Genomic DNA, 11,581 nt, shown 5'->3' with positions numbered 1-11,581 from the left:
CCTTTATTTAGTAAATGTAGAAACTTTTTTTATGATCTCGTTTGCCGCTTCACGCTTTGACAAAAGAGGCAATTCATTAGTTTCACCTGTTCTTGTGTACATTGTTATAACGTTTGTGTCGACACCAAATCCTGCACCTTCTTGTTTGACATTATTGGCAACAATCATATCTAAATTTTTAGTTTGTAATTTCTTTTCAGCATAAGCTTGAACATTTTCAGTTTCAGCTGCAAAGCCAATTAGGATTTGATGTTCCTTTTTTTCACCTAATGTTTTTAAAATATCGATGGTCCGTTCCATTTCAATTGATAAATCACCATCTTGTTTTTTCATTTTTTCAGCAAATGCTACTTTCGGTCGGTAATCAGCAACAGCTGCTGCTTTTATAACGATATCCGTGGTAGCATAATTCTTCATTACTTCTTCATACATTTGTTGTGCTGTTTCAATTTGGACAAATTTCACACCGCTAGGGGGGGTGAGATCTGTTGGTCCAGAGATTAACGTTACATTTGCACCGTGGTCACGAGCCGCCTCAGCAAGTGCATACCCCATTTTCCCTGTAGAGCGATTTGTTAGAAATCTTACAGGGTCAATTCTTTCTCGTGTAGGGCCTGCTGTAATAAGAACATGTTTTCCTTCCAACAGGCACAAATTGTCTCTTGAAAAGAAGTTCTCCACTAAATTAACTATCTGCTCAGGTTCCTCTAATCTTCCTCTTCCAACATATCCACAAGCCAAATAGCCTTCTTGAGGCTCAATGAATGTATAACCAAAATTATGAAGAATTTCAATATTTCTTTTTACGGCAGGATGATCATACATATGCACGTTCATTGCTGGGGCAATCCATATCGGTGCTTTCGAAGCAAGAAGTGTTGTAGAAACCATGCAATCAGCAATACCGTTTGCTAGTTTCCCAATTATATTTGCAGTTGCTGGTGCAATTATGACTAAATCAGCCCAATCTGCTAAATCAATGTGAGCAATTTTACTTGGGTCTTTTTCGTCAAAAGTATCATAATATACCTCATTCCCGGATAGAACCTTGAACGATAACGGTTGAACAAACTGCATAGCTGAGGCAGTCATGATCACTTTGACGGATGCTCCTGCCTGAGTAAGCTTACTCGTTAATGCTACCGCTTTATAAGCAGCTATCCCCCCGGTTACACATAATAATACCTTTTTTCCTTTCAATTTAATCTCACCCCTATAACGAAAATAACAACCTACTATTATAGGTTGTTGTTCTCTATATCGTACTTTAATAAGCCTTCGTAAATCTCTTCTAATGCTTTACCAACATATTTCTTTGACACCGTTTTTTCTAGCAAGCAATCATCATTTCCCTGCATTTCACGAGCCCGTTTTGCAGACACTGTAACAAGTGTATATTTTGAATCAATATTTTTCATTAAAGAATCAATCGATGGATATAACATAAATTATTCAACCTCCAGTAATTTTTTATAAGATGCTTCGACACGATCTCGACGAAAATGCTCAGCTTGAACAATCGCCTGAATTCGTTCACATGCTTTTTCAACTTGGTCATTGACAACTACATAGTCGTAGGCATTCATCATTTCAATTTCTATTTTAGCCGTATCAAGACGATCTTTAACTATATCCTCTGTCTCAGTTCCACGACCTACAATTCTATTTTTTAGTTCTTCTAAGCTGGGTGGAATTAAGAAGATGAGTACTGCCTCAGGAAAAGCTTTCCGCACTTGCATCGCACCTTGAACTTCTATTTCTAATAATACATCTTTGCCGTGATCTAAAGTTTCTTTCACATAGTCGATAGGCGTCCCATAATAATTTCCTACAAACTGTGCATATTCTAACAATTTGTTTTGTTCGATCATTGTTTCAAATTCTTGTTTAGATTTGAAAAAATAATCAACTCCGTCCTTTTCACCTTCACGTGGCTTTCTTGTAGTTGCCGAAATCGAATATTGGAGATTAATATCCCCTTCAAATAATGCTTTTCGAACGGTTCCTTTGCCAACACCAGAAGGTCCAGACAGGACGAATAAAATACCTCTTTCTTCAATCATTCCTTAATTCCTACCCTTCTTCAGATAAATCCTCTTTATTCCCTAACCGTTGTGCAACAGTTTCCGGTTGAATTGCTGACAAAATAACATGATCGCTGTCTGTAATGATCACAGCCCTTGTCCGTCTGCCATATGTAGCATCTATGAGCATTCCTTTTTCCCTTGCAACCTGAATAATTCTTTTGATCGGTGCGGATTCAGGACTTACTATTGAAATAATTCGGTTTGCAGACACAATATTTCCAAATCCAATATTAATCAACTTAATGCTCATCATGCTCCCCCTATGTACTAAACTATTTTTAGCTAGTTTACAAATATTCAAACATATATAGTAAACGTAACATTTATTATCTATTCAATATTTTGAACTTGTTCCTTTATTTTTTCTAGCTCACTTTTCATTTCAACTACCTTTTGACTGATTTGCACATCATTTGCTTTTGAGCCAATTGTATTCATTTCGCGATTCATTTCTTGAACAAGGAAATCAAGCTTCCGACCGATGCTTTCATTAGCTTCGATAATTTTATAGAATTGACCAATATGGCTATGTAATCTTGTTAATTCTTCATTTATATCAGCTTTGTCGGCAAAAATCGCAACCTCTGTTAATATTCTTCCTTCATCAACCTCATACACACCGTTTAGAAAATCATTCATTTTTTTGGTAAGTCGTTCCCGGTACTTTTCGACAACATCAGCTGACAAGGGAATTAAATATTGTACAGCTAGGTCAATTAACTCTAAGCGTGCTACAATATCCGCTTTTAATGCCTTGCCTTCAATCTTTCTCATATTTTGTAGCTCGATTGCTGCTTCTTTTGTTACCTCTAATAAAACCTGCTCTAATACCTCAATTCCATCTTCATTTTCATTCACTGTAAAAACTTCAGGAAGATTGAGTAGTTGTTCTACTGAAAAGGAACCGTCAAGCTTATAGGAATGCTTCGCTTTTTCGACCGCCTGTTCATATTGAGATAACAAGTTCCAGTCTACTTGTAATGTACGATTAATATATCCTTCACCTTCAACCGTTACAAACACATCAACTCGTCCACGACCGATATATTGATTTACTGTTTTTTTGAGTTTATCTTCAAATAAAAGAAATTGTCTCGGCATCCGCACTGTGATTTCACAAAAACGGTGATTAACAGATTTCATTTCGACAATCACTTTAAAATTTTCATGTTCTTTTTTACTACGTCCGAATCCTGTCATACTTACGACCATTTTTATCACATCCACTATCTTATTTTATATAATTTAAGCTAGTACAACAAGTAATTAATCATTATTTTAACTCTAAATCCAAATTATAGCTGTTTCTTTTTAAAATATAAATTAAAAACATGTTATACTTTGTACATTGTGAGGTGGAGAATATGTCATTTGACGGAATTGTCACAAAAGGAATGACAGAAGAATTGAAACAATTGCTTGAACAAGGACGGATTTCTAAGATTTATCAGCCCTTTAAATATGATTTAATTTTCACTGTGCGTGCTAAAGGAAAAAATCATCAGCTCCTCATTTCAGCTAATCCTAGTTATGCACGAATTCATATTACAACTGAAGCATATGAAAATCCAAAAGAACCTCCAATGTTTTGCATGCTGTTAAGGAAGCATCTTGAAGGAAGCTTCATTGAAAAAATTGAACAGGATGGGCTAGAACGAATTATCAAGTTCCATGTTCGTACAAAAAATGAAATTGGTGATGAGTCTGTTAAGACGTTAATAATAGAAATAATGGGACGACATAGTAATATCATTTTAGTTGACTATGAAAGAAATTTGATAATGGATAGTATTAAGCATGTATCGCAAGCCTTGAACCGCCATCGCACTGTCCTGCCGGGCTATGAATACATTGCCCCACCTGAACAAAACAAGCTGAACCCATTAACGGTTACGGAGGAAACTCTGCTGAAAAAGCTCGATTTTAATCGAGGGAAGCTTGGTACTCAACTAGTTGAGCAGTTGTCAGGGATTTCACCATTACTTGCAAATGAAGTCTTGTTTCGAGCAGGTCTCGCAAATCGCGCTACAATTGCCAATGGATTTTTTTCGGTTATCGAACCAATAAAAAATAAAAACTATAATCCCCAGATCATTTATAGCGGCGATAAAGAATTTTTCTATATTTGCGATCTCCATCATTTAAAAGGGGAAGCAAAAACGTATCGATCAATCAGTGAAATGCTCGACCGTTATTTTTACGGTAAAGCAGACCGCGACCGCGTTCGTCAACAAGCAAATGACTTAGAGCGTTTTATTAAAAATGAACTGAACAAAAACAAAAAGAAAATAAAAAAGCTTGAACAATCTTTATCCGACGCTCAAAAAGCTGACCGTTATCAGTTATATGGCGAATTGCTAACGGCCAATATGTATGCCGCGAAGAAGGGTATGAAGGCGATTGAAGTCAGTAATTATTATGACGAACAAGGGTCGATGCTTACGATTCCGTTAGATCCTTTAAAAACTCCGTCGGAAAATGCGCAAAGCTTCTTTTTAAAATATCAAAAGCTGAAAAATTCCGTTGATGTTGTTAACGAACAAATTCGTTTAACACATATTGAAATTGAATACTTTGAAGGATTGTTGCAGCAAATTGAATCGGCATCACCAAAGGATATTGAAGAAATGAGAGAAGAGCTAGCAGATGAAGGATATATAAAAGCACGTCGTAATCAAAAACGGGTAAAAGCAAAAGATCAAAAACCAACGTTAGACTATTATTTTTCCACCGACGGCGATGAAATCATCGTCGGTAAAAATAATAAGCAAAATGAGTATTTGACAAACAAATATGCTCGTCGAGATGATATTTGGCTTCATACAAAGGATATTCCCGGCTCACACGTTGTCATTCGCAATCAGGAGCCGTCGGAACAAACCCTAGTTGAAGCTGCAACAATTGCCGCTTTTTACAGTAAAGCAAAAAATTCAAGCTCCGTTCCAGTCGATTATACGAAAATTCGCCATGTCAAAAAACCAAACGGATCGAAGCCTGGTTACGTTATTTATTACAACCAGACGACCGTTTACGTTACACCCGATGAAGATTTGATATTGAAATTACGAAAAAAGTAGAATTAATTACATATGGGGGTGTCTCAAAGTAACTCTTTGAGCATCCTCATTTTTCATAGGCTGTTAAATTTTGTTGGTTGATTTCCGTTTTCAGGCGGACGCGGACCTTAGGGCGGGCGCCGAGCCGCTTCCTTCGCTTCACTCAATCCAGGGTCTCGGACTGTCCCGCCAGATATCCCGCAGGAGTAGCCGCTTTCACTCCAATCAACCACCCAATTATAATCTATAAATAATTAATAAACATATACGCCATTGTTTTTTAGTTGGTTCACTAAATTAATTGAATTAGCATCAAGCGGATTATCACCTACAGAAAACTCATTGAGTTTTTTAAAGTTAACCACCATTCCTAAGTTCGATATTTGATTATTGTCTATCAATAAGGATTCTAAATCTTGTAAATCTTTGAGTGGCTCGATGTTACTAATACTGTTATTACGGATTTGTAGCCTAGATATCTTCGTTAATCCACTTAGTGGGGTAATATCCGTAATATTGTTTTCACTTAAACCTACATTTTTCAACTCATGTAACTCAGTTAAAGGATGAATGTTAACAATTTGATTACCTGAAATTGATAGTTCTTGGAGCTTCGTTAAATTAGCTAATGGTTCGATATTTGCTATTTGATTCCCATTTAAATTTAACATTGTAAGGTTTTGCAATCCTTGTAAAAAATCAATATTTTTTATTTCATTCGCATGTAGTTGTAATTCTTTAAGTTTCACCAATTTAGCAAGCGGTCTGAAATCAGTTATTACCGTTCCACTATCCTCCATGTTGATAAATCCTACACTTAACCATTCAAGGTTTTTCAAATGACTTAATACTTTAATGTCTGTGATTGGATTTCGATCGAGATGTAATTCTGTTAAGGATTTTAACTCCGATAATCCCCCAATCATGCTATTATCAAGACCATTATCATCAAGGTCTAATACTTGTAACTTTTCCAATTCATATAATGGTTGTAAATTTGATATTTTACAGCCATAGCAATAAAATCTTTCTAAGTTTTTTGCATATTGTATTCCTGTTAAATCCTCTACAATATACGAATCCATGCCTTCTCCGGCAGAAATTGTTGTAAGCTTTAACATATCTTCAACTAAAATATCACCGTCAGGCTTTTCAAGCTGTTGACGGATTACAAATTGGAGCATATCATCCGGTATAGAAACAATAGCTGACAGTTCAGGCTCATCATCACTTTTTTCAGCATCTGTTTCGGCACTATCCTTGGCATTTTCAGATTCATCGCTAATTAAAATTTCCTTACTATTTTCATTAGCTGATTGATTAGAATTATTTGTATCCGTTTGACTAACAGTCTCTTTTTCGTTATTACAACCTGTTACGATTACTAGTAAGCTAATTACGATTATAAAGAAAACTTTTTTCATCTTCATCCCCTACCTTTGTTTTTTAGACTACTAAACTACTATACACCGTTTACTTTACAAACTCACTAGGTAGAAGCTTCAATTCCCTTGCTTTTGATACCGCTTCAGCTCTTGAGGTTACATTTAAATTATTGAATATTTTTGTCAAATGGTATTCAACCGTACGCTGACTCATTAATAGCTTCTGGGCAATTTCTTTATTTGTCTTTCCCATTGAAGCTTCAAACAATATTTCCTGCTCACGTTCATTTAAAGTTATTCTCGCTGAGTTTCCATCATCTGATGATTTTATTTCACTTCTACGGAGCTGTCTTAAAAAAGAAACGGGTATAATCGCTTCTTTCCGAAGTGCACATTTAATTGCTGTATGGAGCTGATCCTTTGACACCGCTTTACTTATAAAACCACTCACACCTGCTTCTATTAATATATTAAAATGAGGTTCAAAATCAAACCCTGTCAAAATTAGAATAATTGCTTCTTTATCCTTCTCTATGACTTGTTTTGTTAAATCAAGTCCACTCAAACTCGGCATAAACAGATCAAAAATATATAAATCAAATTTGGTACTAGTAATTAGCTTCACTGCATCCTCTCCCGAAGAAGCTAACGTCACCTTATAATCACTATGCTCTTCTATCATCCCTTTTGTTCCTTCACGAACGGACGGATGATCATCAACGAATAAAATACTTCTCACTTTTGATCCTCCTCATTGGTTGATTAGACTATAATCCTTCATTTGGGTTGGAATTACTATCATCATTTGTAACCCTTTTTCTACTGAACTGTCAAAGTCCATTTCCCCTTCCACGCTCTTAACCCGTTCTTTTATTCCATAGAGCCCGATGGAAACATTATTTGTCGAAAGTTTTTCTGTATCACAACCCTTTCCATCGTCTTTATATTGTAAAACTAATTTATCAAATTGATTCTTTAAATTTATGTGGACCCGAGAAGCATTTGCATGCTTTTCCGCATTATTAAGCAGCTCTTGAACGATCCGATAGATTGTTAATGTCACTTCATCAGTTAAGGTAATCGTTATATCCTTGTCATACTTGAAATCAATGACAAGATTTGTCCGCAGCTGCGCTTTTTTAAATAGATTTTCAAGTGAACCAATAATCCCAGTCTCTTTCAAAAACGGTGGCATTAACTCATTACAAGTCTCGCGAATATCATGAACTACATCTAACAATCCCTCATTAATAATCTCAAGCTCATTCTTTATGTTTTTATCAAAATCATAGTATTCAAGCACATGTGTTAACTTTCGATATAATAATAACTGCTGTTGCAAAGCAGAATCATGTAAATCTACTGATAATCGCTTCCGCTCTTTTTCTTCCAAGGCAAAAAGCATCCTAAGCAACCAGCTTGGGGCAGCTTCATTTTGTCTAATATTCCCAATTTCGTTAATAAGGTCTTCAATCTGCTCCATATTTTGATAGCTTATATTCACAAAGTACGAAATGGTTTTCAACCATTCTTTCTCCTCTAAGTTCAGTGCAGTAAAATTACGTTTCGTACCAAGTACTAACACTAGTGCTTTCTCTGATTGTTCAGCGATAATAATATAAAAAATAGAACCAGCCGACAGTAATTCCCCAAGGAAATTTTTTCCGATATATTCTTTTAATTGACTTTTCAATTCAGTTTGTTCGTACTGCCAATCGTCACCATTTTTCAATTGGAATTTGGCTTGTTTTTTTTCATATTCTAATATAGTTGCATTTTTCAACCCCAATACAGACTTAATTTCTTTAAGAAACTGCTGCTCGATTTCGTCACTACTTTTCGCTCCAGCCAGAAACTGTACAAATTGGTAGGTGCTTGATTGAAGATTATACTTTTCAGAAAATAGTTTATTTCGAAAGCGATAATCTAATTGTTCTTTTATGTAAAAAACGAGAATGAAAAGAAAATATATAATTGTGAAAACCTGAAACCATAAATATAGGGAAAAATCATTGATTAAATATAGGCAAAAAGTTGTTAACAAAAGTGCCGGTATAAGTGAAAATAATGCATAATAGTAAATCCGCTTTATATAAAAATCAATATCTAAAAGTCGGTTCGCTGTTACTAGATATACAAAAGATAAAGGCAAAAAGTACGTAAATAAAAAAGCAATTTCTCCAGTCATAATTACCCAGTTTAGTCCAATCGTCGGCAATGCATATAAAAAAACATATGGAGTAAAAGAAATAAGAATTGCAACATTTATGATCTTAAAAAAAGAACTATAGATTGATTTTCGATATTTTAGAAAACCTCGGCCAAAGAAAAAGAGACAACTTATCACATTACTAACAAACAAAAGTAACACTAGTAACTTTGTTAGCTGGTAAAAGTGATTACCTAACGGTAGTAACAGGTAAATAAGCATCAAAAACATCAAACTAAAGCTCGCACCATATAATATTTTTAGTAGCTTTCTATTGACAAATTGGATGTTATACTTTTGAAAATATGTATAAAAAAATTGAAGCAATAACAATGGAATAAATAATAAAATAGCAGTCGAGAAAAACTGAGCAAGGGGTTCGGTTCGAGCCGAGGCTGCCCCTGCAAACATACTGATCCCATATAATTGGAATAAAATGATTAAAACATAACTAACTTTCTCATTACCGCTTTTTATATACAGGAATAAGCTAAACAACGTAGCAAGAACTAAATACAATAGAGGGAATACTAAATGCAATAATAGCTGCCCTCTTTGGTGAATTGTTATAAATGAAAAAGCATGGATAACTCCATCCCTTTCGATAGCAAGGTGTTGGGCTTTCTCGATAAGATTATATTTTTTGACAGAAAAGTGGTCGTCTGGATTGGTTCCATTAATAGAAGTAATAATATCCCCATTTTCCAATCCATAATCTTTCGCTAAACCTGTAGAGCTTACTTTAATAATTTCATATTGCTTATTGTCATTTTGTTTTACATCAATACCAATAAAAGGATATTTTAATATTGTGACCAAAAAAAGACTACATAAAAGAAATACAATAGAATTCAAAAAAATAAACATTCTTTTTGTCATGTTATCCACCTATACTGAGATTACGTTAGTTATTATAAGTATAAGAGAAAATAGCTAGATTCTCCATAATATATGGAAAATCTAGCTATAAATACTAATACCAAAAATCCGATAATGTTCTAACAGTGCCTGTCAACACATCCAATATAATTCGCAATTCTTCCTCACTTACTCCAATAAGACTTACTAGGCCATTTTGTAATTTTTCTACTACATCTTCGTTGTTTACTAAAAATTGAATGATATCTGATAACATTTTTCAATCCCCCTTTTTTATAATGATAAATAGTAATAAATGATTACTATTTTAATAAAAACTCCACTATTTTTTCTTTACTGGTAGTTGGAATATCCATCTCATCGATACATTTTTGGGCTTTACTTATTTCAAACTGCATCATTACTTTCGCATATTCGATTGCACCGGACTTTTTTATATTTGTAATTATTTCCTGTTGTAGTGATTCTATTATTTCGGTAGTAACCTTACCATTATAGTAATCTTTTATTATATTAAATTGTGGATCTTTATTTTGAAGTAAGAATAAAATAGGCAACGTTTTCTTTTTATGCAACAAGTCATTTTTCTTCGTTTCCCGTTGAATATCATTTATATCATTTGAAATTTGAACAGCAATGCCAAAATACTCAGCATATTTTTTTACATCAGTAACATGTTGTTTATTTGCAAAAATAGAGCCTAATAGACATGCACTGGAAATTAATGCTCCTGATTTTTCCTTTGTTATGCGGAGATAATCATCTTCCGTTGTAATTACGTTTTCAAAGTCCTTTTGCTGACCATACATACAGCGCAACGAATGATCATTCAATATTTTTTTTGCTTCTTGTTTAACATCTTGATTCAAGTGACATTCATCAATAGCTTTTTGACTAGCGATTAGTAACCCTATTGCTACGTGAGTTACAGTTGCTGGGGAAACGCTTGTCCATGGTGGATTTGGGTTGTCTTGGTCAACTAAATCATCAAAAATATCAATAGCAAGGATTAATAGTTCTATTCCAGCAGCGACCTTAACAATTTCCTTGTCTTTACCACCAAAAAGATCATAGTGAAACAATACAAGTTCTGCAAAGCGAAAGCCTTCTTTTTCCTTATAATCGATAAAACTAGTAGCAAGCTCTTTCATTCGGTCATCATAATAACATTGATCAATGATTTGCAGAACAGTGTCTTTTATCTCTATCATTTTTTTCACCTAGCAAATAGAATTGATATATTATTCATATTATAATTAATTTTCCAAAGATTATCACCGTAATAATGCTGCGGAATATCGTAATAGATTTGCGGCATAATATTGATTGATTACTATATTTTATTTCTTTTGATTTTAAGCGACATTCAATTTATGGATGAACACAACATGTAAGAGCCACTATAAATAACGAAAATTTTCCAACATCATTAGCATATAAATCACGAATCTCGCTATTATAATTACTACAAGCTGTAAAAAAAACTGTAGCCATTATGATTATTAGTAAATTTCTTATTTTAATCACCATCCCTGGATAACATCGATTAACCATGTATTAATCTTATCAGTATAATTTTTAAAAATATACTGTTGTAATCCGCATTTTGGACCGCAAAAAAACGGCGGGAAAGCGCAATCGAATTACGTTGAAGTATACGATAGAAACCATTATTGTAATTATAGATAGTAATTAATTACGAAATTTTCAGACTATATTACTTATATTTCTCACTATTACGAATGATTGAACATACGGGAGGCCTTGTTAGATGAGAATTAATATTGGTGACAAAGTGGTTTATGAAGATAAAGAGTATAAAGTGATCCATATATATACGAGCAATTTTTGTGAAATCCGAGAAGATGGCACGTTTAAAACGATACTCGTTCATATGAATGAGATGAAATTACTACCGTCATATGGTTTGCAAACATCATAACCTCTTCATATGAACAAAAGGCG

Annotated in this window: 12 protein-coding genes; 2 read left to right on the top strand and 10 right to left on the bottom strand. The window is 34.1% G+C overall.

Features of this window, described 5'->3' with window-relative positions:
• Positions 1–3: 3 nt before the first annotated feature.
• The 5 genes from coaBC to D612_RS0101335 all read right to left on the bottom strand — a co-directional run bounded on the left by coaBC (position 4) and on the right by D612_RS0101335 (position 3,299).
• Positions 4–1,200, bottom strand: coding sequence for a bifunctional phosphopantothenoylcysteine decarboxylase/phosphopantothenate--cysteine ligase CoaBC (gene coaBC, locus D612_RS0101355; protein WP_017753676.1), 1,197 nt, complete (start codon positions 1,198–1,200; stop codon positions 4–6).
• Positions 1,201–1,238: 38 nt separating this feature from the next.
• Positions 1,239–1,445 carry a DNA-directed RNA polymerase subunit omega gene (rpoZ, locus tag D612_RS0101350; protein ID WP_017753675.1) on the bottom strand — a complete coding sequence of 69 codons (207 nt, stop codon included), beginning with the start codon at positions 1,443–1,445 and terminating at the stop codon, positions 1,239–1,241.
• A 3-nt stretch (positions 1,446–1,448) separates the two neighbouring features.
• Entirely contained in the window at positions 1,449–2,060 is a 612-nt protein-coding gene (gene gmk, locus D612_RS0101345; protein ID WP_026092349.1) for a guanylate kinase, read from the bottom strand.
• A 13-nt stretch (positions 2,061–2,073) separates the two neighbouring features.
• Entirely contained in the window at positions 2,074–2,337 is a 264-nt protein-coding gene (gene remA, locus D612_RS0101340) for an extracellular matrix/biofilm regulator RemA (protein ID WP_017753673.1), read from the bottom strand.
• Between the two features lie 80 nt (positions 2,338–2,417).
• Entirely contained in the window at positions 2,418–3,299 is an 882-nt protein-coding gene (locus tag D612_RS0101335) for a YicC/YloC family endoribonuclease (RefSeq protein ID WP_017753672.1), read from the bottom strand.
• 152 nt (positions 3,300–3,451) lie between these two features.
• On the opposite strand from D612_RS0101335, the gene D612_RS0101330 reads away from it, so the two are divergent.
• On the top strand, positions 3,452–5,164 hold the full coding sequence (locus D612_RS0101330) for an Rqc2 family fibronectin-binding protein (protein ID WP_017753671.1): 1,713 nt from the start codon (positions 3,452–3,454) through the stop codon (positions 5,162–5,164).
• Between the two features lie 233 nt (positions 5,165–5,397).
• On the opposite strand, the gene D612_RS18580 is transcribed toward D612_RS0101330, so the two are convergent.
• The 5 genes from D612_RS18580 to D612_RS0101305 all read right to left on the bottom strand — a co-directional run bounded on the left by D612_RS18580 (position 5,398) and on the right by D612_RS0101305 (position 10,827).
• Positions 5,398–6,567: a leucine-rich repeat domain-containing protein gene (locus D612_RS18580; protein WP_017753670.1), complete on the bottom strand. Its 1,170-nt coding sequence runs from the start codon at positions 6,565–6,567 to the stop codon at positions 5,398–5,400.
• Between the two features lie 49 nt (positions 6,568–6,616).
• The gene (locus D612_RS0101320; RefSeq protein ID WP_017753669.1) at positions 6,617–7,267 is read right to left on the bottom strand and encodes a response regulator transcription factor; all 651 of its coding nucleotides are present in this window, start codon (positions 7,265–7,267) and stop codon (positions 6,617–6,619) included.
• A 12-nt stretch (positions 7,268–7,279) separates the two neighbouring features.
• On the bottom strand, positions 7,280–9,616 hold the full coding sequence (locus tag D612_RS0101315) for an ATP-binding protein (RefSeq protein ID WP_017753668.1): 2,337 nt from the start codon (positions 9,614–9,616) through the stop codon (positions 7,280–7,282).
• A 94-nt stretch (positions 9,617–9,710) separates the two neighbouring features.
• Positions 9,711–9,872, bottom strand: coding sequence for a competence pheromone ComX (gene comX, locus D612_RS18910; protein WP_017753667.1), 162 nt, complete (start codon positions 9,870–9,872; stop codon positions 9,711–9,713).
• A gap of 46 nt (positions 9,873–9,918) precedes the next feature.
• On the bottom strand, positions 9,919–10,827 hold the full coding sequence (locus tag D612_RS0101305; RefSeq protein WP_017753666.1) for a polyprenyl synthetase family protein: 909 nt from the start codon (positions 10,825–10,827) through the stop codon (positions 9,919–9,921).
• Between the two features lie 560 nt (positions 10,828–11,387).
• On the opposite strand from D612_RS0101305, the gene D612_RS19330 reads away from it, so the two are divergent.
• Complete coding sequence (locus D612_RS19330) at positions 11,388–11,558, top strand: hypothetical protein (RefSeq protein ID WP_017753665.1); 171 nt, start codon at positions 11,388–11,390, stop codon at positions 11,556–11,558.
• The last annotated feature ends 23 nt before the right edge of the window (positions 11,559–11,581 follow it).

The sequence above is a fragment of the Calidifontibacillus oryziterrae genome, assembly GCF_000331575.1.
Classification (GTDB): Bacteria; Bacillota; Bacilli; order Bacillales; family Bacillaceae_J; genus Calidifontibacillus_A; species Calidifontibacillus_A oryziterrae.
This window is presented reverse-complemented; position numbering and strand designations above follow the sequence as displayed.

Excerpts from the sequence above, each read along its gene's own strand:
- D612_RS0101315 (WP_017753668.1), bottom strand. The coding sequence starts at position 9,616 with ATGACAAAAAGAATGTTTATTTTTTTGAATTCTATTGTATTTCTTTTA.
- D612_RS18580 (WP_017753670.1), bottom strand. The coding sequence starts at position 6,567 with ATGAAAAAAGTTTTCTTTATAATCGTAATTAGCTTACTAGTAATCGTA.
- comX (WP_017753667.1), bottom strand. The coding sequence starts at position 9,872 with ATGTTATCAGATATCATTCAATTTTTAGTAAACAACGAAGATGTAGTA.
- remA (WP_017753673.1), bottom strand. The coding sequence starts at position 2,337 with ATGAGCATTAAGTTGATTAATATTGGATTTGGAAATATTGTGTCTGCA.
- D612_RS0101305 (WP_017753666.1), bottom strand. The coding sequence starts at position 10,827 with ATGATAGAGATAAAAGACACTGTTCTGCAAATCATTGATCAATGTTAT.
- rpoZ (WP_017753675.1), bottom strand. The coding sequence starts at position 1,445 with ATGTTATATCCATCGATTGATTCTTTAATGAAAAATATTGATTCAAAA.
- D612_RS0101330 (WP_017753671.1), top strand. The coding sequence starts at position 3,452 with ATGTCATTTGACGGAATTGTCACAAAAGGAATGACAGAAGAATTGAAA.
- D612_RS19330 (WP_017753665.1), top strand. The coding sequence starts at position 11,388 with ATGAGAATTAATATTGGTGACAAAGTGGTTTATGAAGATAAAGAGTAT.
- D612_RS0101335 (WP_017753672.1), bottom strand. The coding sequence starts at position 3,299 with ATGGTCGTAAGTATGACAGGATTCGGACGTAGTAAAAAAGAACATGAA.